The sequence below is a fragment of the Paenibacillus sp. FSL W7-1088 genome, from assembly GCF_037969855.1.
Taxonomy (GTDB): domain Bacteria; phylum Bacillota; class Bacilli; order Paenibacillales; family Paenibacillaceae; genus Paenibacillus.
This window is the reverse complement of record NZ_CP150216.1, coordinates 1,329,287-1,350,267: the sequence shown is the minus strand read 5'-3', so window position 1 is coordinate 1,350,267 and position 20,981 is coordinate 1,329,287. Positions and strand designations below refer to the sequence as shown.

At 47.6% G+C, this 20,981-nt stretch carries 21 protein-coding genes; 4 read left to right on the top strand and 17 right to left on the bottom strand.

Annotated elements, in window-relative coordinates; translation table 11 throughout:
* Nucleotides 1-56 precede the first annotated feature (56 nt).
* From MKY42_RS06060 to MKY42_RS06030, 7 genes are all read right to left on the bottom strand, one after another.
* Nucleotides 57-575, bottom strand: a complete 519-nt coding sequence (locus MKY42_RS06060) for a hypothetical protein (protein WP_109997924.1) — start codon at nt 573-575, stop codon at nt 57-59.
* Nucleotides 576-662: 87 nt separating this feature from the next.
* Complete coding sequence (locus MKY42_RS06055) at nt 663-1,181, bottom strand: hypothetical protein (protein ID WP_109997923.1); 519 nt, start codon at nt 1,179-1,181, stop codon at nt 663-665.
* A 19-nt stretch (nt 1,182-1,200) separates the two neighbouring features.
* On the bottom strand, nt 1,201-3,063 hold the full coding sequence (locus MKY42_RS06050) for an S-layer homology domain-containing protein (RefSeq protein WP_339849627.1): 1,863 nt from the start codon (nt 3,061-3,063) through the stop codon (nt 1,201-1,203).
* A gap of 306 nt (nt 3,064-3,369) precedes the next feature.
* Nucleotides 3,370-3,621, bottom strand: coding sequence for a hypothetical protein (locus MKY42_RS06045; RefSeq protein WP_090997721.1), 252 nt, complete (start codon nt 3,619-3,621; stop codon nt 3,370-3,372).
* Nucleotides 3,622-3,927: 306 nt separating this feature from the next.
* Complete coding sequence (locus MKY42_RS06040) at nt 3,928-4,734, bottom strand: nucleotidyltransferase domain-containing protein (RefSeq protein ID WP_339849619.1); 807 nt, start codon at nt 4,732-4,734, stop codon at nt 3,928-3,930.
* Between the two features lie 26 nt (nt 4,735-4,760).
* Entirely contained in the window at nt 4,761-6,254 is a 1,494-nt protein-coding gene (locus MKY42_RS06035) for a TROVE domain-containing protein (protein ID WP_179265622.1), read from the bottom strand.
* A gap of 323 nt (nt 6,255-6,577) precedes the next feature.
* The gene (locus tag MKY42_RS06030; protein WP_339849613.1) at nt 6,578-6,730 is read right to left on the bottom strand and encodes a hypothetical protein; all 153 of its coding nucleotides are present in this window, start codon (nt 6,728-6,730) and stop codon (nt 6,578-6,580) included.
* Here MKY42_RS06030 and MKY42_RS06025 point away from each other — a divergent pair.
* The gene (locus MKY42_RS06025) at nt 6,729-8,084 is read left to right on the top strand and encodes a WYL domain-containing protein (protein WP_339849610.1); all 1,356 of its coding nucleotides are present in this window, start codon (nt 6,729-6,731) and stop codon (nt 8,082-8,084) included. The genes MKY42_RS06030 and MKY42_RS06025 overlap by 2 nt on opposite strands.
* Nucleotides 8,032-8,925, top strand: a complete 894-nt coding sequence (locus MKY42_RS06020; protein WP_339849607.1) for a WYL domain-containing protein — start codon at nt 8,032-8,034, stop codon at nt 8,923-8,925. Before MKY42_RS06025 ends, MKY42_RS06020 begins: the two co-directional genes overlap by 53 nt.
* 127 nt (nt 8,926-9,052) lie before the next feature.
* Here the strand turns inward: MKY42_RS06020 and MKY42_RS06015 are convergent, their stop codons facing one another.
* The 6 genes from MKY42_RS06015 to MKY42_RS05990 all read right to left on the bottom strand — a co-directional run bounded on the left by MKY42_RS06015 (nt 9,053) and on the right by MKY42_RS05990 (nt 13,186).
* The gene (locus tag MKY42_RS06015) at nt 9,053-9,550 is read right to left on the bottom strand and encodes a hypothetical protein (RefSeq protein ID WP_339849604.1); all 498 of its coding nucleotides are present in this window, start codon (nt 9,548-9,550) and stop codon (nt 9,053-9,055) included.
* Between the two features lie 135 nt (nt 9,551-9,685).
* Nucleotides 9,686-10,426: a hypothetical protein gene (locus MKY42_RS06010; protein WP_090893964.1), complete on the bottom strand. Its 741-nt coding sequence runs from the start codon at nt 10,424-10,426 to the stop codon at nt 9,686-9,688.
* Nucleotides 10,423-11,121: an ABC transporter ATP-binding protein gene (locus tag MKY42_RS06005; RefSeq protein ID WP_179265624.1), complete on the bottom strand. Its 699-nt coding sequence runs from the start codon at nt 11,119-11,121 to the stop codon at nt 10,423-10,425. The genes MKY42_RS06010 and MKY42_RS06005 overlap by 4 nt, the downstream gene beginning before the upstream one ends.
* Nucleotides 11,114-11,524, bottom strand: a complete 411-nt coding sequence (locus MKY42_RS06000; protein WP_090893961.1) for a GntR family transcriptional regulator — start codon at nt 11,522-11,524, stop codon at nt 11,114-11,116. Before MKY42_RS06000 ends, MKY42_RS06005 begins: the two co-directional genes overlap by 8 nt.
* Nucleotides 11,525-11,714: 190 nt before the next feature.
* Complete coding sequence (locus MKY42_RS05995; RefSeq protein ID WP_179265625.1) at nt 11,715-12,581, bottom strand: aldo/keto reductase; 867 nt, start codon at nt 12,579-12,581, stop codon at nt 11,715-11,717.
* A gap of 35 nt (nt 12,582-12,616) precedes the next feature.
* Nucleotides 12,617-13,186, bottom strand: coding sequence for an STM3941 family protein (locus tag MKY42_RS05990; protein ID WP_179265626.1), 570 nt, complete (start codon nt 13,184-13,186; stop codon nt 12,617-12,619).
* A gap of 345 nt (nt 13,187-13,531) precedes the next feature.
* On the opposite strand from MKY42_RS05990, the gene MKY42_RS05985 reads away from it, so the two are divergent.
* Nucleotides 13,532-15,532: a S9 family peptidase gene (locus tag MKY42_RS05985; protein ID WP_179265627.1), complete on the top strand. Its 2,001-nt coding sequence runs from the start codon at nt 13,532-13,534 to the stop codon at nt 15,530-15,532.
* Between the two features lie 352 nt (nt 15,533-15,884).
* Nucleotides 15,885-17,087, top strand: a complete 1,203-nt coding sequence (locus MKY42_RS05980) for a MalY/PatB family protein (protein WP_339849597.1) — start codon at nt 15,885-15,887, stop codon at nt 17,085-17,087.
* Between the two features lie 343 nt (nt 17,088-17,430).
* On the opposite strand, the gene MKY42_RS05975 is transcribed toward MKY42_RS05980, so the two are convergent.
* The 4 genes from MKY42_RS05975 to MKY42_RS05960 are packed head-to-tail and all read right to left on the bottom strand — an operon-like array spanning nt 17,431 to nt 20,957.
* Nucleotides 17,431-18,033, bottom strand: a complete 603-nt coding sequence (locus MKY42_RS05975; protein ID WP_179265629.1) for an ATP-binding cassette domain-containing protein — start codon at nt 18,031-18,033, stop codon at nt 17,431-17,433.
* Entirely contained in the window at nt 18,023-18,979 is a 957-nt protein-coding gene (locus tag MKY42_RS05970; protein WP_179265630.1) for an ABC transporter ATP-binding protein, read from the bottom strand. The genes MKY42_RS05975 and MKY42_RS05970 overlap by 11 nt, the downstream gene beginning before the upstream one ends.
* Before the next feature lie 2 nt (nt 18,980-18,981).
* Entirely contained in the window at nt 18,982-19,965 is a 984-nt protein-coding gene (locus tag MKY42_RS05965; protein ID WP_257031552.1) for an ABC transporter permease, read from the bottom strand.
* Nucleotides 19,962-20,957, bottom strand: a complete 996-nt coding sequence (locus MKY42_RS05960; RefSeq protein WP_109997906.1) for an ABC transporter permease — start codon at nt 20,955-20,957, stop codon at nt 19,962-19,964. Before MKY42_RS05960 ends, MKY42_RS05965 begins: the two co-directional genes overlap by 4 nt.
* Between the last annotated feature and the right edge of the window lie 24 nt (nt 20,958-20,981).

Genomic DNA, 20,981 nt, shown 5'->3' with positions numbered 1-20,981 from the left:
TAAAAAAACAAGTCCATGACCCCATGATAAGGGTTGTAGACTTGTTTTTTGGTATATTAGTCGTTCATGGAAACCGCAACAACATTAATCTGATATTGGCCAGCCGCGTTAAACGTGACTTTGAATTTTGAATCCATGCTGGGGCTTGTTACAGTTACGAATCTTTTGGAATAGGATAAATAAAGTTCCCCATCTGTATTACCACTTAAGGTAACTACACCGCTGTCTCCATATTGGGCTAAGATTATGTCACTATCTGTGATAGTTGTTCCGTCCGTCCTTTTAATCTTAAAATAGTACCGGATATCCTTAAAATCCTGATTGACGGTCGCACGAAGCTTGAGGTCCATGCTGTCCCCGCTATTCACAGTTTGAAGCGGCAACGTCTCTAATTCATGATTACTGGAATCTAGCCATTTCAATACATAGGTAGGTTCTGCCGGGGCGTTCACCTTAAAAGTCGCTGTAATTTTATTGGATAAAGGCGTGTAAGCATAGTCGGCATACGCTGGGGCCGCCATAGTAAACAATGCGGTAGATAGAAGTACTGCCTTAACCAATTTCGGGATTCTCATAGGTATTGATCTCCTTTTTATCTCCAAGGGGAAAAACCGGATTCTCCCGGCTATCTCCCGCTATTGCAGACTTTTCGCAATCTTGACTTAAGCTGGTGCGTTCACAGCAACTACGCTAATTTGGTAATCACCTGTCGTCTTGAACTTTAGATTGTACAAGAAGTCTCGCCCTGGTGAATTAATCGTTCGATAACTCTTGGAATTAATAACCAGACTGCCACCATCCAAATATCCCGTTCTTGGTGTTACAAGTTCACCCTCAACGTATTCGTTCAATTCTACATCTTCTTGAGTAATTGCAGTTCCGTCAGTACGGGTAATTGTGAACTCCATGTAAATATCCGAATAGTTCTTGGATACCGTTGCACGCACCTTAACATCCTTGCTTTCTCCACTGTTCACGGTTTGCAACGGCAGAGTATCCAGTTCTGTATCTGTATTATCCACCCATTTCAGCGTAAACGAAGGAGCAACCGGATTTACCTTAAAGCTGGCCGTAATCGTATTGGATACCGGTCTACCGGAAGCTGCATACGTAGGGCTTGCCGCCAAGAGCAGGGCAGAGGACAATAATAAAGCTTTCGTTAATTTATTCATTTTCAACATGAGAGAACACTCCTTCTTCTTAATCAAAATGTTTATGTTTCACAGCACTAATCTGCACGGAGTATGTCCCCGGAGCATTGAATTTCACCTCAAACGAGATTGTTTCCTTGCTGACAACAGCAGCATCATCGGACTTGGTAATAAGCCAGCCATTGCCGACATCGTATGATGTATATCCTGGCGTACTGATCAGCTCTACATCAGAGGAAGAGCCGTTTTCATCATTCCATTCAAGCAAGTAACTGGCGTGATTGACGGTCGTTGCTACTTCAGGAACAGGCTGAGATGTGAAGGATACCGTTTTGCTCACACCAGGCGTGGTTACGACAATCCCCGTATTTTCTGACCCTACCTGCAGTTTCAATGGCAGTCTAACATCCAATTTCAACTGAGATTTTTCGGAGATGCCTTCAACCTGACCTGTAAACAGATATATCCCAAGTTCATTAATGAGAACTTCACTATTCGTGATCTCCACATCTTTGGGTGCAGTCCAAACCACTGCTTTCATTACGGTACTGCCATCTGGCATCCGGACAGACACTTGCGTCGGAAGCTGATAAGCCTCAGCAACCTCCTGAATTTTGGTGATTGTTGAAACTACTGGTCCTGCTGGACTTACGCTTCCCCCAGAACTGCCGCCGGTAGTTGAGCCACCTGTAGAAACCGTAGGTTGTACGTCTCGAGGTTTCCCATTAATGAGCTGAATCTTGCCCTGATTCCCACTGTAATCCTTGACCAAATTCGGAACGAGCTGCTTGTCCGGAACAATAATATCGTTGATTACGCTAGTTTGCTGGAGAACAATCTCAGAATCCTTAACCGCTTTTTGTGCCACAGTTAATGAGTCAACGGAAGTCGTGCCTGTCAAAGTCAACTTGGCAGCCACATTCAATTCCAATTCTTTGATCTTGGTATTCTCAAAAACCAGTGAGGTTTTGGTATTCCCATTAGTCAACACCTGTCCATCCACTGAAAGGTTTTTGATGGTTAGTTCATCACCCAAAATGATCAAATTCCCCGTAATATGCAGATCTCCACCATCAAATACAAGATTTTTTTTGGAAGCAGGCACCGTTAAATCCACGATGTTCTGAATCTTGTAATCCGGTGTCAGCGTGACCTTCAAGGTCGCCCCTTCGAGGAACTTCTTGTTGGCAGAGGTCAGCAGTTTTTGAATCTCTTCTGTCACCGGATATTTGAAAGCACCGATACGGACTGTACTCTCATTAATAATGGTGAGTTCCATTTCCCTCGTTTTCGGTTCTTCAAGTGCCTGAATCAGCCGAGTCAAAAAGACAGCGATTTCCTGTCGTTCCGTCGGTCTATCCAGAGCCAGCTTTTGTCCATCCCCCTGTAACAAACCGATCTCCATGGAAGTTTCAATGCTTGGCTTGCTGACAGGATCACTTACTTCACTATCCGACAGTGTGGCAGTCCCTTTTCCTTGGGCTCCAGTGGCTTGGACAAAGATGGACAACAACTCTTCCCGAGTTACCAGATCTGTTGGCCGAAACGGCTCATTTGGATTGCCCATCAGCCCTTGGCTCTGAACTCGTTGGATGCTGTTTGCAGACCAACTGCTTGCACGAACATCCGGAGGCAGCACGGTTGCAGCATCATTGGCCGGTATCTGGAGAGCCCGTACCAGCAATTCAGCCACCTCTTGACGAGTAATTTTTTTGCGCGGTTGATACGTCCCGTTATCATAACCCTGGGTAATGCCCAGTTCGTTTAGATAAGCGATGGAGGCCAGAGACCAGTTGGAGGCTTGATCTATATCCGAGAAAAGTTTTTCGGTAGCTTGTGCGGATACAGCAGTCGTATGAAGTTGACTTAACAAGAAAATACCAAGCGTTGTGCGTAAAAGCCATTTATTCAAAGATTTTTCTCTCCTTTTCAATAGTAAATTAGAGCCCTAGGAAATGTTGTGCTATATACAATGAAAGTTGAAACAAGACATTTTCCATCCATGTTTCATCAATATATCAGGTCGTTCTGAACGGATTCTGAACAAGTAATTCATCTATTAGAAGCTGTAATGCAATTCCCTTCTGGCGTTAATGTCGATATGGAATACAAAAAGAAGTCCAGATACACCCTTCAACGGATGTGCCTGAACTTCTTTATTAATGAATAGATGATAGAAAATTTGAGCTAAGTCTCTATGACTCATTTGAATTGACTACTAGGATTCACATGTCGTTCGTTCAGGGAACTTACCGCCTTCTCTGAACAAACATCGAATCAGTCGCTGCGCGGCCCGATTGAAATAAAAACTCGGACTGACACCCTCCACCTGAACAGGCTCCAGTTCCTTTACACTTTCCTTGACCTTATTCATTTCAATGAGTCCCATCTTCCGCTCATTCGGTCCGAATCGATAAATAACCTTTTCATCGTCTTCCGTCTGTTTCACCAGCAGAATCATTGACGCCATACAGGTTACCCCCTATCGTTACGTTGTGAGATTCCAATGACCACTTGCTTACTATTAATTATTACCCAGAACGGATAGGAAACATATAGGGCTTTAGTTATTTATATTAACGTTAAAACTCCTAATTTTAATTATCTTGAATGAAATATTTTGACGAAAAATAACAAAAACAGGCTTGGATATACCAAACCTGCCCTATTACCTTGCTTCTAAAGGAATCAGAAGTCTCATGCTTCACCCATTCTGTTACAAACGTGGGTCCACCGGTTCAGACTCATGATGTGCAAATACGCACGACCTCGTACTTTAATCGCAGGTTGGAACCCACACCTCTTGCAGTGCAAAACGGAAAATCCGGTCCAGTTCTTCATATGGAATAATCTGTTCATTCTCCAGTTGAGCGGCCAGTTGTTCAAAATGTTCGATCTTCTCCGTCAAAAAAGCCTGTATCGCGGGGAGCTGAGGTTCCAGGTCGAGTTCCTCGCCTGCCTTTTTCCGGCGCAGCAGCTCATGGATTTCCGTATAGAGCGGCGCGCTCTGAGGAACAAGCTCTTGCACCAGCTCTTCAAATGCCATCGGCGGCATCGCATCATAACGTTCGATCCAGCCACAGGCGAGCAGTGGGCGCAGCACGTAGAAATACTTTTTAATCCTCACCTGCTCACCCTGTAAATAATCACGGAAATTCCCCTTCGCCATATTCAGATAATGATACATACAGGACTTAGGTGAAAAGGTCAAAGGCGACAGTGCACGAATATACTCTGCCACGCTGTACGGTTCGTCATACTGAATCGGAGATTGCAGCCACTCCAGCAGCGGTGGATTCGACTTGCGAAACAGCTTCAAAGCTTTGCGCAGATCCCAACCATTAATATCAAGCTGATCACTAATCGGGCGTTCGATAACATCCCTTTTATCCTCAATGGACAAGTACCATTCAAGCGGTCTCACATAAAGAAAACGCACATCATAATCGCTATCCTGTGAAGGAAACCCCCACGCCCGACTGCCAGATTCACAGGCATAAATGATCCGTACCTGCTCCTCCTGTTCAATCTGCTTCAACTGTTGTCTGATCGTATCTTTCATTTCTTCATTAACGTAGGTCATGGTCAGCCGCCTCCACATTTTCCAATTTAAATCTCTGTCTCTCTCACCCGGTTCGCGAGTGTATCATATCCTGCCACAGTCTCGGCAATATACGTCAATACCGCTTCACTCCAACCGTAGATATAAAAGGTTTTGCCATCCCGTGGCGGTACCATTGCCTGCTGATAAGGTGCTATATCCACAATAAATGCCTTCAGCTCCGGATTCATCATCCGGCGATATCGCTCAAGCTCGGCATATAACGGGGTGCCTTCATTCTGCTGTTCATCGGTGATCATAATGATCTGATCCACTTTTTCTCCGATATCCCGAAGCTCTCGTACAGGCCGTCCCGTGTCTGTTCCACCTTGTGCACGAATCCGGTGAGCTTGGGAAAGAATGCTTTCATCCATCTTTGGACGAGCATCCTCAACCATATGGTCGAATAACCAGAACAGCGAGTTGCCGCGTGTTTGTTTATATAGCGCCAGTGCCAGCACCGAACCAATCCGCAAATAATCCCCTTGCATGGAACCGGAGCGATCCAGGAAAATGGCGGTTCTTCCCGGCAGCAATGGCAGGTTGCCAATCGATAGCTCCACCGCTTCCCGCAAAGCATATCGCAGCTCTTCTCTTGCGATCATTTCATACGCACTGGCGAAGCGAAAAGGCAAGATGCGCGACTTGCGCAAAGCTTCTGCATCTGTTAAACGGCCCGTTACGTAATCGATATTTTTCGATTTATCAAAAACACCTGCCCGATCCATTGCATTCAGATGACGTAACAAGGCAAAGGTCGGCATCTGGGACATCAACGCCTCCCATACCGTACGTGTCGGCTGCATGATCGATGTGACCACCGAATACGGCAGTTTGCCTTTTTCGATCAGATGCATCCGACTCGCCGGGTTTGGGGTAGCTTTCAGCTCTTCCAGCGCCTGCAACTGCGGCAGTTCCGCAAGATCCACCTCATGTCCTCGCAAATAACGAAACAAGGCTTGTTGCTTCATATCTGTCGGCTTGGGGTGTGCTGTAGCGATCATATCGCCCAGACTGTATCCACGTCCGCGCCCGTTGTATTTGATCGCCCAATATTCAGTAATGCCGTTCAAAAATTGACTTACCTGACGCTTCACCGCTCGACCGCCCTGCCCCCGACCTGTTCCTCTTAGAATCGTCAGAAAATCGGCCAAGTCAGCCGGTGTCTGTACGACCTTGGAGAATATCTTCGCAAACTGATCCGGCTCCACCTTGGACAACAGTGCCAGACCGTACAGAGGCTGTAAACGCATCAAGCCTTCATTACGAGCATAGACCAGCGCCCGCGCCATAAACCCTGCATCGACCTCAGCCATCTCCTGATGACTGACCATCGCATCGTCCATCAATTGCTGTGTATCTGCATAGAACGTATTGTTCAATGTATTGGTCATCAACAACTGTATATATTGTTCCTCCACCAAACGCTCATAGGCACCGTAGCCCCCATGATTACGTGTCGTTGGCTGAGGTTGATTGAATAATTGTTTCGCTCTGCTCATCACTCATGACCTCCCGGTGTGAGTCTATTTACTGATATTCCATAATAAAATGTTCCGAGGAAAAAGGTGGGAAGGTATAATACCCGCTCTACCGCTGAGCTACACCGCCATGAACGGCGGCGATTGGATTCGAACCAACGACCTGGTCGATTAACAGTCGAAGTAACCCTCCCTGGCGCCTCGGAACCTTGATCCGCAGAGTTTGTTGCTGCCCCGCTTCACAACCTTATTATGCCTCACACATTTGCACGCGAACATGGCGAAAGTATGGCGACGAATCAATTTCATAACTCATAAAAATATCGTTTTCAACCTCCATAAGTTTAAAATGAAACCAGCCACTCATCCTGATACAATGAAGGGATAACGGTAAATGGGAAGATCACGAATGATTCTATATAATGCAGAATTGTTCTGCCAACATAGTCATCCACTACATCCGCCTGACTCCAGGCCACCAAGGAGTGAATGTTCATGGCTAAAGAGAGCTTTGACAAAGAAATTCAATTTCTGCGCATGCTGTCCCTGACAAGTGGTGCGTATAACCGTAAACAGTATGCCGAACGGCTTGGCATATCCGTACATACTTTTGATAAAACCCAACGCAGATTAAAAGAAATCATGCAGACCGTCGCTGACCAACGCTCAGGCTCGGAACCAAACAAAGAAATGGCGGATCTCGTCCGCTTCCAGTACGGAGAATCTGCTGAGCCCATGCTGCTCTTCCTCTTTCGCGCCAAGTCGATGAAAGAGACTGAAGTTCAGCGTCTTTCTATCCTTTTGCATACCTTACAAGATCAAGCTTTAACCGCCATGGAGTTACTGGATGCCTGCTGCGCGGATCTGCCAGAGGAACTGGCGCTACCTGACGAAAAGACCATTCGCTCCGATCTGAAGTATCTGGAAGAAGTAGGGGTGATCCGCAAGGAACCTGGCGGCAGGCCCTATCGTTACCTTTTGCAGCAGGACGTACTTACGGGTTTAACCGTGGAAGAACAGCTGGAGTTGTATGATTTTGTGGATATTATGGCGAACACCCAGGTTCCGTCCGTACAAGGCTATATATTGCGGGACAGTCTCAAAAAAGCCATTGCTACAAGCTATCCACAGGAAGAAGCCACCGAGCCATTTATATATAAATACCACTATTATTCACGCATTCTGGACGAAGCACATCTGTACACTCTGCTTAGTGCGATTCGTCAGCGAAAGTATGTCCAGTTTCTGTATTATTCACCCAAAAAACCGTCCAGCTACAGCTCGCAGAATACGAATCCGCGCTTCGAACGGGAAGCAGGCGGACGACCCAACCGGATCGTACCGCTTGAAGTTGTCTATGACCATCAGTATGGTCGCTGGTATGTCATTGGATATCAGGGACGCCGAGGCTTTGTGAAATTCCGGATGGAAGGTATTACACAGCTGGAGGAACAGGATTCGATTGAAGAAGGATATCTGCTCGAATTGAAACAACAGTGGGCCGAGATCAGCCGCTACAGCTGGCTGGTGGATACGGGGAATACCGTGACGGTTCAAGCCCGATTCTTCCATCCTCAGGACGGCCAGCGTAACTTCATTCTGGATCGGGTTCGTTTGCAAGGCCAGTGGGGAACGATTACGCCCGAAACGGAACATACCTTTCTCTATGAAATTCAGGTCAACGGTACCACCGAGATTAAGCCGTGGCTTCGGAGTTTTGGTTCAAGCTGCGAGGTGATCGCTCCACAGAGGCTGCGTCAGGAGATGATTAAGGAATGGAAGGAGATTGCGCAATATTATGAATCTGTTCGAGAAGATGTTCAACTACCAGATGATGACGAGATTGAATGAAAACGGACTGTTCACCTGGACTTCACAGGAAAGAGCCTGGCTGCGCATGATGCTGAATCACCCTGCCGCACCAGAAGCGCTGCACCCTGATACGTTGCACAAAATGCATGACATGCTGGATGCAGAGCAGGATCTGGACCTTCAGGATTACCTGACCGAAAAAGCCAAAAGTGAAGAGAACAGTGTCTTTCATCCACTGCTTAAACCATTACGGCAGATGATTTTGCATCATCAGGGGTTTCGTTTGACAGGGCGTGTCCGCAATGGACGAATCAGCCAGGATCAGTTTGGTTACCCCTACAAGCTCGAATATTCCATGGTCAAAAAAGAATGGTACGTGCTCTGGTATGCTCCACTCTACAACAAACTGATGTCCACCAAGCTGCACAGCATTATTACCGCGGAAGCCCAGCCGCTTCAACCGGAAACCGCTTCTCAATATGCTGCCAAAATCGCGATTTTAACGGAGAACCGGAAGACATCCGTGACGATCGAAGTGCTGCCTGAGTTTAATCAGGAGTTATCGCGAATTCTGTATGCCTTTTCCTGCTTCGAGAAGCAGGTCGAATTTGTGGAAGCACAACAGACGTACCGCATTGAATTGACCATTCCGAGGAATGAGATGGATTATGTGCTGTCCAAAATGCGTTTTCTGGGCAAACGGGTACGGATTGCAGATAACGCTGCGCTTCGGGAACGAATGTCTGACACAGCGGCCAAAGTATTGGCACGTTATGCTGAATCCGAGCCTGAAGCAAAGCCGGAACGGACTTCTGGAGGAGTGCGGAGCCACCACGGAGAGGAACCTATTGTAAAGACGGAAGGCAGTGATTCTGCATAATGATTCTGCCTAAAGTATATCTTTTATTTTCAATCATTTATAGATAACTTGCTAATCAATTGCCGCAAAACACAAAGGGGTTATCCCGAGTCATGAAGATGACGGGATACCCCTTTTGATGATTAGCTTACGCGCCACTACCGGCAGCCGAATTCCTTCTTTTATTAATTGCATGCACACCCATCACAACCGCAATCAATTCATACGTATCCAGATGTTCTGATTGGTTGTCTAACACAAACGCGCCGGAACCGAACCAGCCACTTGTACGCTTGAAGCTTGCCACGATTTTGCCGCCCATCCCGGTGATATCATATTCCTGTGAAAACGCCGGAGCGGAGACATCATACACACCACGCGGTCCTGCATCGTACTCATACTTTTTACTGAAGAAGCTGATCCTCGCCCGTAAGACACCCCATTCCCTTCCATCGGCTAAAGTCACATCCCAACGGTTACTTAACATGCGGAATTTACCACTGCAGATGAGCCCCGAGTTATCGAATACATCAAGCGATGAACCAAATGCACTTTTCAAATCGAGATGACCTGCCTGTTCCTGTTCATGGTTCATAATCTCGGTGTACCCAGCATTAAAGAAATTATCTCTGAAATAGAGTTCCATGGAATCCCTCCCTTACAAGAAATAAACCTTCTCCCTTATTGCAAAACGACATATATCCCTATTTACGTATAAGAACTGGGAATTTATTCAAATAAAAAAATCTGCCAGCTAAATTGCAGCTGACAGCATCTTAACTTAAACTTCAACTTTTTTATTATTCAGATATACGGCAACACCAACCAAAATCACAGCCACGATGATTTCAAAAATAATACTGGCCCATGTTCCATCTGACCATGTAATCCGATTGGACGTAAAGGAGAGCGCTGTGCTTTCTTCAGTGAAATGAAATAATTCATTGGTGTTAAAGCGACCCGAGAAGATGATATTCTCCAGCCAGCTAATGACATTGATTAGTACGAAAAATGCGACAATACTAATCCATGGTCCTGTTTTAAAGCGGAAGCTGCCTCCAATCGAAATGGAGAGAAAGATGATTATGATACAGAATATAGCCACCCACCAGAGAAACAGCAACACATTGAGAATCTCCGAAAGATGAATACCCGAATCGTTCATGTAGCTGGTAAAGTTAATCCCTGTATGCGTTGTACTGTAAATAAAGTAGTGAATGGCAGCAACAACCATTAAGCCCAGCCAGCAGAGTGTTCCAAAAATGATCGGAGACAAGACGTGAGACAGCCCTGTTACCGGCACAAGACGGCGGTTGAACGAACGGATATTGGATCGATATGTCTTGATCATTTTCACATAAATGGCCACACCTGCTCCGACATATGCAATGACACCTACAAGACTCCCTGTTACTTCAGAAAAAAACAATGCCAGCCCAATCTGAACGATAATCAATACGGCTAGCCCAGCCAACAATGTATTCCAATTCCTTCTAAAGTCATACTTCAGCAGTGTCATCATTCCGCATAAACCTCCTTGAACATTTCATCCACACTTTTACCGTACTTGAGGCGCAGTGTCTCCACTTCTTCCCGCATTACCAATTCCCCTTCACGGATGAAGATCACTTCATCAAAAATTCGTTCAATATCCGTTACGAGATGTGTAGAGATGATCAGACTGCTGTCTTCGTCATAGAACTTCACAATCGCATCCAGAATTTTGCCACGTGCAACCGGGTCTACCCCGCCAATCGGTTCATCGAGCAAATAAAGACGAGCTTTACGAGAAAGAGCCAGTGTTAATTGCAGTCGTTCATTCATGCCTTTCGACAGATGTCTTACCTTTTCGCCCTCTCCCAGCTTCATGAAATCAAGCATCTCTCTCGCTTTCTCTTGATCAAAATCAGAGTAGAAATCACGGTAATACGCAATCGCGTCCCGTACCTTCATCCAACTCTCGGTTAATGGGCGGTCCGGCATAAAGGATACCAGTGACTTCGTTTCCAAGCCTACCGCTTTTCCCGTAACACGAACATCTCCACTGCTGGGGTGCAGAAGCCCTGCAACCAATTTCATCAAAGTACTTTTACCGCTACCGTTACTGCCCAGCAGACCTACAATTCGGCCTGGTGCAATATCAAGCGTGATATCTTGAAGGGCTTTCTTGCCGCCATACGTTTTGCTCACATGATTCAACTCAAGAATATTACTCATTCACTGTTCCTCCTCTTCCATCACGATGCAGTGATTGCTTTCCTTCTGCAACGGCATCCGCCACGATATTTACGATATCCTGTTCTTCGATGCCCAGCTCCTGCATTCCTGTCAGAAAACGCTCCAGCAATTCACCAGCCATCTCTTTTTTGATCGTCATAATTTTCGACTCCTCACTTGTCACGTATCGGCCCAGACCTCGCTTGGTTTCAACCACTTCTTCCCGCTCCAACTCCTGAAATGTTCGCTGTACTGTATTGGGATTGATCTGTAATTCGGCCGCGAGCTCACGAACCGAAGGAATTTTATCGCCTGCCTTAAGTGTACCGGTCACAATCTGTCTTTTGATGTACTGCATAATCTGCAGGTAGATTGGCAAGTTGTTGTCAAATTCGATGCTCACAATGTCCTCGCTCCTCTCTGTATCTGTGTGTTAGTTACATAGTACACTAGTGATTTGTTGTTGTAAAGCCCATTTATTTAAAATGGCTTCAAATGCAAAAAAAAGAACAGATCCTCAGATCTGCTCTTATTACTCTTGATTCTTTCAACTACATTCATTGTATGATGTAATGGGTCTGACAAGAAGTTTTCTATACGATATCCAAAGGCACTTTGCCCTTAGGTGCAGGGAATGCCTCGTTCAACCGAACAATTTCATCTTGGGTCAAAACAACGTCCATTGCCGCAGCATTTTCGGCAACATGTTCCAGCTGTACAGCTTTCGGGATCGCCAATATGTCTCCATCCCTGATAACCCAGGATAACGCAATTTGGGAGGGACTGACACCTCGATCCTTGGCAATCTCCTGAATGACTGCATGCTCCAGTAATTCTTTACGAAGTCTACCACCTTGGGCCAGCGGACAATACGCCATCACAGGAATACGGCGTTCCCTCAACCAGGGAAGAAGCTCGTATTCTATACCACGAGAAGCTGCATGATACAGCACCTGATTCACTGCACAATGCTGACCAGCTGGAATGTTCCAGAGCTCCTGCATGTCCTCAATATCCAGATTCGAGACACCCCAGCGCAGAATTTTGCCTGATTGTTTCAACTGTTCCAGAGCTTCAACCGTCTCTTCCAACGGCACACCTCCACGCCAGTGCAGCAGGTACAGATCCAAGCGATCTGTACCCAGACGCGAAAGGCTGCGCTCACAAGCAGTAATCATCTGCTTCCGATCCGCATGATGAGGATACACCTTGGATACCAGGAATACATCATCGCGACAGTCTGCTATCGCCTTACCAGTGACCTCTTCCGCTCCGCCTTCTGCATACATCTCGGCCGTATCTATCACTGTCATTCCACGTTCAATGCCATAACGCAGTGCCTGAACTTCTTCTCTCCGACTGGATTGTTTCTCACCCATGTACCATGTTCCCTGTCCGATTGCAGGCAGTGTTGTCCCATCGGGCAGCTGGATCGTACGCGTTTGATTTCCTTGTTGCATCTTTACTCCTCCAATCTGAAAATAGTCCTCATTATCTATTCATTATTAAACCGATCTAAGCTATTACCTTCACTCGCCCCTTTATTCGAACGCTTCCAACGCTCCACCATCATGATATACAACTGATCCAGTGGTAATGTGAGGCTGTTCTGGGCAATGCTTACCGTCGCATCGACTATGCTGCTGTTTACCGTCATTAATTTGCGTTTCATCCCATTCTGACGATCCAGAAATGCTTTCTCGTCCCACAATTTAACCCCAATCATCTTCTGTCCCATGAATTCATACATAAAAATATTCTCAACATCTTTCCAGGCAATTAACCCTCCTGATGTGTAAGAAGATGAATCCACAAACCCATGCTCATCGACAACAAAGGAAGGTTCCTTCTTAATCATCTTCACCAGGCTGTAGCAGAGACAAAGCCCAAAAAATAAAATGGAGAACACGCCTATAACCGAAGAAATGGCAGAACCTTTGGCTGAAGAATCATCAAACAATAAAAAAAATCCGGCTGCTACAAAAAGTGCCGCCCCCACTGTAAGCCATGCCATTCGTTTCCGGCTCGGGTATTCCACGTGCTGTTGATCATAGGATGTGGACAAAGTGATGTTCCTCCTTCATGGTGACTGAGACAAGAATATTCTATATCAACGAGGTACAGCTCATTAAATGGGCTGGATTACCAAATATACTTAAATAGCATTGTTCATTAAACAGATTCAACTAACATTAAACATCATGTTCAGACAGGTTTTCGTCCATTTCATGACTATTCAAACATTAGGATTCGTCATGCTTCCAATAATTCCTTTCGGGCACAGGCGATATTGTTAAGAAATAGGAGTATGTTCGTTCAGAATCGTGTTGTCCTGCCTCATGCTTTCCGTTAATATAAATGGAAAGGTTAGGAAATTAAAACAATCTGATTTGTGGTGGGAGGACAAACAATGAAGAGTCTGCGCGGCATAACATCGGAGGATCTTTTTCAGATTACATGGGTTAATGATCCAACTCCGTCTCCTCAGGGCGGACAATTGGTATATGTAAGCCGGAAAACAAACGAAGCACGAGACGGTTATTCTTCTCACCTGAGACTCCTTAACCTGGAGAACCAGAAGGACAGACCTTTCACATCCGGAAATCAGGATCACGCTCCTGTTTGGTCGCCGGATGGTTCACAGCTTGCTTTTTTACGAGAGCACGAAGGCAAAACACAAGTGTGGGTGATCGCCTCAGATGGTGGAGAAGCACAGCAAATCAGTCATTTAGAACATGGCGTCAGCTCCCTGCTCTGGTCACCAGATGGGCTCACTTTGCTTGTTAAATCATCTGTGGACACGAGCGAAAAAGACGAAGATGGAACTAAAGATATCGATAAAAAACTGCTGCAAGAACTTGTGGTGGATCGAATTCGAATGAAATCTGACAGCGGTGGACTGTGGAACGGTCGCCGAACCCATCTCTTCCGTGTTCCAACCGAAGGTGGAGAGGCGATCCCTGTAACGACAGGCCATTATGACGTTGGGGACTATGCGTGGTCGCCGGACGGAGAGTCCATTGCGTGGATCGCTCAGTTTCCGGAAGAAGGCGAGCAGCATAACGATTACACCCTGACGAACCATGTGTATCGTGCCAAGGCTGACGGATCTGACGTGCAGCAGTTGACTCCGGAAGGATACTCTTTCGGCCGGCTGACGTACGCACCCGATGGACAGTCCTTTGCGTTGCTTGCCAGCGACCGCTCCTATGGAAATGCTACGCTGGTCAAACTCTACACCCTTCCGATCTCGGGCGGCAAACCCACATGTCTGAGCAAGGATTGGGATGTACAGATCAATCACAGCCTCGTTGGTGATATGCGCTCACACCTGACCAATACAGGTCCTGTATTCAGTCGTGATGGTTTATCCATTCTCTGTCTTGCCACTATTGAAGGCAGTGTCCGGATGGCCCGATTTGCACGGGACGGCAGTCATGCCGAATACATTTTGCAGGACGAAAAAGAGTTCTATCAGTTTGCTGAGCTGGAAAATGGACAGATTGTGGCTGCCGTAGCAGACGTACTTCGTCCTGGTGATCTCTTTCTATATACTCAACCTGATGAAGTTGGGGCCGAGCCTATACAATTGACCCATAGCAATCCTCAACTGGTTGAAGAGATTCAACTTAGCACACCCGAGACCTTCTGGTTCGATTCCTCTGATGGCCTGCGACTGCAGGGCTGGATGCTGAAACCAGCTGGCATGGTGGAAGGAGTCAAAGTCCCAACCATCCTTGAGATTCATGGCGGTCCACATATGATGTATGGCTTTACGTTTATGCATGAGTTCCAGATCCTCGCAGCACAGGGATATGCTGTTGTGTATATCAACCCGCGAGGTGGGCTCGGATACGGGCAGCAATTCGTAAATGCCTGCCGGGGTGACTATGGCGGCGGGGATTATCGTGATCTGATGGAAGCCATGGATTATGCGTTATCCCAATATTCGTTTATCGACGAGTCCCGTCTGGGCGTCACTGGCGGCAGCTATGGTGGCTTTATGACCAACTGGATTGTTGGACATACCGACCGTTTCAAGGCAGCCGTCACTCAGCGTTCCATATCTAACTGGCTCTCGTTCTACGGGGTGAGTGATATTGGATTCTTTTTCACGGAGGACCAGATTGGCGGTAATGCATGGGATGACACCGAGAAGTTATGGAAACACTCCCCGCTTGCATATGTAGGTAATATCAACACGCCACTGCTGATTTTGCATGGTGAGCAGGATCTGCGTTGTCCGATTGAACAGGCTGAACAACTCTATGTTGCCTTGAAGCGGCGCAAACAGACCACTCGGTTCGTTCGTTTCCCGGGAGCCAATCACGAGTTGTCCCGCGGAGGTCACCCGCACTTAAGGGTACGTCGTCTGGAGCATATTGCTGGATGGTTCAATGAGCATCTATAACGCCATCATAAGATCACATTTATGAAATAAAAGGTAAATTTTCTTCCTCCTGCTACCTATGTCTGCCTGAGCGAGAAGAATTCTGGATCAGCAAAAAACCACCAGCAGAATCGGTCATATCATGACCTTCTCTGGTGGTTTTTACTGTTTGGACGTTTAGAAATAGGGTAAATACTGCGTCACTATCCATACGCACGCTCGAATCATTGTTATTACATGAATAAAGTCCTGGATGCAGCCCCATACAAAATGGAACCCATCTGCTCGTTACAAGTTGCGAAATCATCAAATTTATTAGATAATAATCTGTCGATTGTAGTCGAAGGAACGGATTTCAAGGGGGATTTAAGCAATGAGCAAGAGCAAGAACAATAGTCATACATTTGACGAGCAGATTAATCGGCTCTCTACGGGATCAGAGAAATGGGATGCGCTTGAGGAGATTTTTGGTGTGACGGATGCACTCCCCATGTGGGTTGCTGATATGGATTTCGCCGCTCCACCATCGGTCATTCAGGCGTTGAAGACTCGAATGGAGCATGGGATTTTTGGCTATACGGTGCGGACAGATGCGTATCACGCAGCGCTATCGGGATGGATGGAGCGACGTCACCACTGGAGTATTAACGATGAATGGGTTGTATTCACCCCAGGTATTGTTCCTGCACTCAGTATTGCTGTCCAACGGTTCACCGAACCGGGAGATGCAGTAGTAATTCAGACTCCGGTGTATGCACCCTTCTATGATGTGGTACGTGGTCAAGGCAGAGAACTGATGACCAATCCGTTGGTGGAGAACGATGGACATTACTCCATGGATCTGGAGCATCTGGAATCCTGCCTGAAGACGGGTCGGGTCAAAATGTTAATTCTGTGCAGTCCTCATAACCCGGTTGGACGGGTATGGACTCATGAAGAACTTCAAAGCCTTGCTGCTCTCTGCGTGCAATATAATGTAATCATCGTTTCGGATGAAATTCATGCCGATTTGGTCCACGAACGCGGTGCGCATACTCCGCTGGCCCTTATTTCTGAAGCTGTCGCTGAACTCAGCATCATCTGTACAGCACCAAGCAAAACGTTCAACATTCCGGGTCTCTGCACCTCCAATATCATCATTCCAAATGTCAAACTGCGGGAATCATTCATGCAGGGCGTGAAAACGATGGGACTTGCCAACATCAGCACGTTGGGAGCAGTTGCATCCGAAGCGGCCTACAACGGTGCTGAAGAATGGCTGGATGACTGCCTTGCCTATATCCGCGGAAATATGGAATACGTGCGGCAATATGTCGCAGAGCATATGCCGCAAATCGGAATCCGGCTTCCGGAAGCGACTTACCTGCTATGGATGGATTTCCGGAAGCTGAATATACCGCATGCGCAGCTCTGTACGATGCTGCTCAAAGAAGCGGGACTCGCTTTCAATGATGGAAGTATCTTCGGAGCAGAAGGCACAGGATTCATGCGCATGAATGTGGCCTGCCCACGTTCCACAGTGGAAGAAGCCATGCGCAGATTGTCTGTGCTGGTGGGCAGACTGTCGAGCAAGTAAGTTGAACTACGTTAAAACTATTGAATATGCTTACGAATTGGATACACCTTATTCCGAAGGTTAGCGTGAAATGGGAAAGCTAACGAACTTCAACCCCTTTATTATCGTTTGCATAGCAAAATTCTGTGAAAATACAGGCAATACGGGCGTATAAGGTGCCTACGATTCGTTACAACACCGAAACTGTAGAATTTCGTCTCATAGCGCGCGCTCGGTTCGTTAAAATATTGGTTTCGTTAACATTGCAAAAGGGGCTGTCACTGTAGTCAAATCCATGATTCATGTTCATGGTGGACTACTCGGACACCCCTTTTATATTGGAAAACGGTTTATACCCCATAAGTTATGAAATTGGCATTTGAACAATCCGATCGCATAACCTGTCCAGTAACTTACGGTCATGGCTAATGATTAATAGTCCCAGGTTGCGCTGACGCGCGATATTCATCACCGTATGCCAGATCTGGGCCTGTGTGATCGCGTCCAGCATGGTGGTCATCTCATCCGCAATGACGTAACGCGTCCCTGTACCGAGTGCGCGTGCAATACAGAATCGTTGCAATTCGCCGCCTGACAACTCACCAGGCCTGCGATCCAGCCAATTCGTCTGGATACCCAAGTCATCGAGCATCTCCTGATCCTCGATTGCCGCTTCCCCCAAGACACGGCGCATCCGCCAGCGAGGATTCACCGCTTTCTCCGGATGCTGGAATACAAGCTGAGCCGGACAGGCTCCGGTTTGCGGAAGCGACTTCCCATCCAGCAGCACTTGACCTGCCATCGGTTCCATATAACCTGCAAGGATTCGTCCAAGACTTGTTTTGCCACAGCCACTGGGACCCCACAAGCCAACGACTTCTCCCTGATGTACTTCCATACTTATATTCTGAAATACCCAAGCGTCTTTACCATAACGATACCCTGCATTTCTAACCTCAAGTGGCATGAATGCACCTCACTTCCCCACCACGAACTTTGCGCAGCTCAGGACGTTCACTCGTGCAAGCCATGGTCGCTCCAATGCAGCGTGGTGCAAATGAGCATCCTTCTACCTGCTGCCGACCTGCTGCAGGCTGGGTACCAGACAGAGGTTGAAATTCATTTTGTGGCAATGCGTTCCAGAGCGCCTTTGTGTATGGATGTCTTAACCGTTCGCCCTTTCCCGTAAAATCACAAGCCTGTGCCGTCTCCACATTGGAGCCTGCGTAAAATACAGATATGCGGTCTGCTGCCGTCAAGGCAGTCGTAATATCATGGGTAATCCAAAGAATGCCGACCCCTTCATTGGCCAGTTGACGAAAATGCTTCATCGTTTCAGCCAGCACTTCGGGATGAATGCCAGGTGTTGGCTCATCTGCAATAATGAGTTTCGGAGCACCAGAGGTAGCTGTTGCCATCAACACCCGCCGAGCCATACCACCTGACAGCTCAAACGGATATTTGCCCGACGTGCCATGAGGCAATCCATAACGTCCAGTCAGCTCCTGCTCTGCCTTTTGCATCGTGGATCGGAGCGTCGATCCGTGCTTACGCCCTGTCTTTTGGCTTAGAGGTTGAACCTGCCTGCCCACCTTCAATAACGGGTCCAAATAACTGACCGATTGCGGAATGTACACCAGCTCATCTCCACGCAGATGAAGCTGCCGATCCTTGGTCAGGTGCTCGCCTGCATAGCTAATCCGACCTTCTATCGTCGCATTGGCAGGAAGAATGCCCATGATCGCCTGCGCCAGCACACTTTTGCCAGATCCACTTGCCCCTACGACGGCGACAATCTCCCCTTCATTCACAGACAGATTCAGATCCTGAATAACATGGTTCTCCTCGTGCCCAAACCATCCCCGAGCACGCCGGAACGAAACCGATACTTCCTCCACTTCAAGAAGTGCCATGTTTACATCACCTCCCTTGAACTGCCGGTTCCCGTTAATGTCTTCAGACTACCGCCCAACACATCAAACGCACGGACAACCAACAACAATGCGAGACCTGGGAAAAAAGCCAACCACCACATACCTGCGGATAAATATCTCATCGACTCTGATAAAATAATTCCGATCGCTGGCTGCTGCGGTGACAACCCCAGCCCCAGAAACGTAATCGCTGCCTCATGCAGAATGGCATGAGGGAAGATTAGCAGTACTCCCACGAACAGCTGTGGAATCAGATGGGGCAGCATGTGCTGCACCGCAATACGCATTCGCGAATGACCCAATCTGCGTGAAATGTGAATATACTCGGCTGATCTCAGCTGAATCATCTCTGCCCTTACAATGCGGGCCAGATTCGGCCAATGGGTCAGGGCAATCGCTAACGCCACCCCAGGCAAACCTCCACCGAACACAAAAGCCAACATTACCAGCGACACCAAGTGAGGAACACTCAGGAAGAGGTCAATGATCCATGAAATGACCCGGTCCGCAGCTTTCCCTGAAGCAGCAGCAAGACCCAGCAATAGCGCGATAAGTCCGCCGCCGCAAGCCGCGAGTAACCCCACCTGAATGCTCGTTGCCAATCCTTTCAATGTGCGCATGAACATATCTCGTCCCAGCCAATCCGTACCGAAAGGATGTGCCCAGGCTGGAGCCAGATTCCGATCCATTAATGAGGTCAGCGTCGATTCTGCGGGAAGCAGTCTGCCTGTCAGCCACACGGTGGCAATCCAGATCACTCCTAGGCCACCCCAGATCATCGCCCATTTGCGCGGATTACGGAAACGAGGATTACTGCCACCTGAATAACCTTTCCCACCATGAGTACGTGGATGGACTGACCTCCAATTCCTCTTGTTCCCCGCCTCACTTCTGGGAGAGTTAACTTTCGGATGCTGTGCAGTCTGAGCCGCAGGCCGGGAGGGACGTTCCAATGTCTGTTTCATCCTGTAGCCTCCTCCTTCATGCGCGGATCAATGATACGGTACAGAATATCGGCAATCATGTTGCCTGTAAACACAAATATCGCACTGCACAGTACAAGTCCCAGCAGCAGCGGGACATCACCGCGCAATCCCGCCTGGACCGTTGCTTGACCCAATCCGGGATAGGAAAACACTTGCTCCGCGAGCACAGCTCCACCGAACAATTCACTAAAAGATGCAAATTGCAGCGTCAAAGCTGGCAGTACCACATGCCTGAACCCATGACGACGAAACAATTGAACACCTCGCTCACCTCGTGCCCTAGCAAAAAGAATAAAATCCGAGTCCAGTACATCCACCAGCTTCTGCCGGGTATGCAAGGCAATGGCAGCTACACCAGTCAAACTCAATGTGAGCGCAGGCAGAATCATGTGTATGACCCGATCGCCCCATGACACTTGATCTGCCGCCATGCCCGCAGGTACACCAAGCCCAATGGGCAGCCAGCCAAGCCATACACCGAATACCATGAGCAGTAACAGCGCGATCCAGAATACCGGCGTGGAAGCCAGTGTGTAACAGTACCAACAGATCAGACGATCCAACCGTGAATCCCGTTTCATGGCAGCAACGACGCCCAGACCGAATCCAATCAGACCGGATAACACCCAGGCCACCGCCATAAGAGCGACAGAATTCATGAATCGTTCCTGGATGATGTCCGCAACCGGCTGTCTATAGATCATCGATGTTCCCAGATCGCCCTGGACTAGTGCCTGCCCCCAAGTTAGCAGCCGTTCTACGGGTGAAGCATTGAGCCCCCAACGTTCTTCAATAAGACTGCGCTGTTCTGCGCTCACCCTGATCATATCTCCACCAATGTAGGCTTCCACCGGGTCCACTGGAGAGAACTGCATTAATATAAACGACACCACACTGACTCCTGCCAGCAAAGATAACAGCCGCAGCATTTTAAATCCGACAAATCTGGCCCATCCCATCCTGTCCTCCATCCAATCTCTCCCCAATTCAGGCTA

Bases quoted from the DNA above. Each gene is read 5' to 3' on its own strand.
- MKY42_RS06060 (WP_109997924.1), bottom strand. From the start codon at position 575: ATGAGAATCCCGAAATTGGTTAAGGCAGTACTTCTATCTACCGCATTG.
- MKY42_RS06055 (WP_109997923.1), bottom strand. From the start codon at position 1,181: ATGTTGAAAATGAATAAATTAACGAAAGCTTTATTATTGTCCTCTGCC.
- MKY42_RS06045 (WP_090997721.1), bottom strand. From the start codon at position 3,621: ATGGCGTCAATGATTCTGCTGGTGAAACAGACGGAAGACGATGAAAAG.
- MKY42_RS06040 (WP_339849619.1), bottom strand. From the start codon at position 4,734: ATGACCTACGTTAATGAAGAAATGAAAGATACGATCAGACAACAGTTG.
- MKY42_RS06035 (WP_179265622.1), bottom strand. From the start codon at position 6,254: ATGAGCAGAGCGAAACAATTATTCAATCAACCTCAGCCAACGACACGT.
- MKY42_RS06025 (WP_339849610.1), top strand. From the start codon at position 6,729: ATGGCTAAAGAGAGCTTTGACAAAGAAATTCAATTTCTGCGCATGCTG.
- MKY42_RS06030 (WP_339849613.1), bottom strand. From the start codon at position 6,730: ATGAACATTCACTCCTTGGTGGCCTGGAGTCAGGCGGATGTAGTGGAT.
- MKY42_RS06020 (WP_339849607.1), top strand. From the start codon at position 8,032: ATGAATCTGTTCGAGAAGATGTTCAACTACCAGATGATGACGAGATTG.
- MKY42_RS06015 (WP_339849604.1), bottom strand. From the start codon at position 9,550: ATGGAACTCTATTTCAGAGATAATTTCTTTAATGCTGGGTACACCGAG.
- MKY42_RS06010 (WP_090893964.1), bottom strand. From the start codon at position 10,426: ATGATGACACTGCTGAAGTATGACTTTAGAAGGAATTGGAATACATTG.
- MKY42_RS06005 (WP_179265624.1), bottom strand. From the start codon at position 11,121: ATGAGTAATATTCTTGAGTTGAATCATGTGAGCAAAACGTATGGCGGC.
- MKY42_RS05995 (WP_179265625.1), bottom strand. From the start codon at position 12,581: ATGCAACAAGGAAATCAAACGCGTACGATCCAGCTGCCCGATGGGACA.
- MKY42_RS05985 (WP_179265627.1), top strand. From the start codon at position 13,532: ATGAAGAGTCTGCGCGGCATAACATCGGAGGATCTTTTTCAGATTACA.
- MKY42_RS05980 (WP_339849597.1), top strand. From the start codon at position 15,885: ATGAGCAAGAGCAAGAACAATAGTCATACATTTGACGAGCAGATTAAT.
- MKY42_RS05975 (WP_179265629.1), bottom strand. From the start codon at position 18,033: ATGCCACTTGAGGTTAGAAATGCAGGGTATCGTTATGGTAAAGACGCT.
- MKY42_RS05970 (WP_179265630.1), bottom strand. From the start codon at position 18,979: ATGGCACTTCTTGAAGTGGAGGAAGTATCGGTTTCGTTCCGGCGTGCT.
- MKY42_RS05965 (WP_257031552.1), bottom strand. From the start codon at position 19,965: ATGAAACAGACATTGGAACGTCCCTCCCGGCCTGCGGCTCAGACTGCA.
- MKY42_RS05960 (WP_109997906.1), bottom strand. From the start codon at position 20,957: ATGGAGGACAGGATGGGATGGGCCAGATTTGTCGGATTTAAAATGCTG.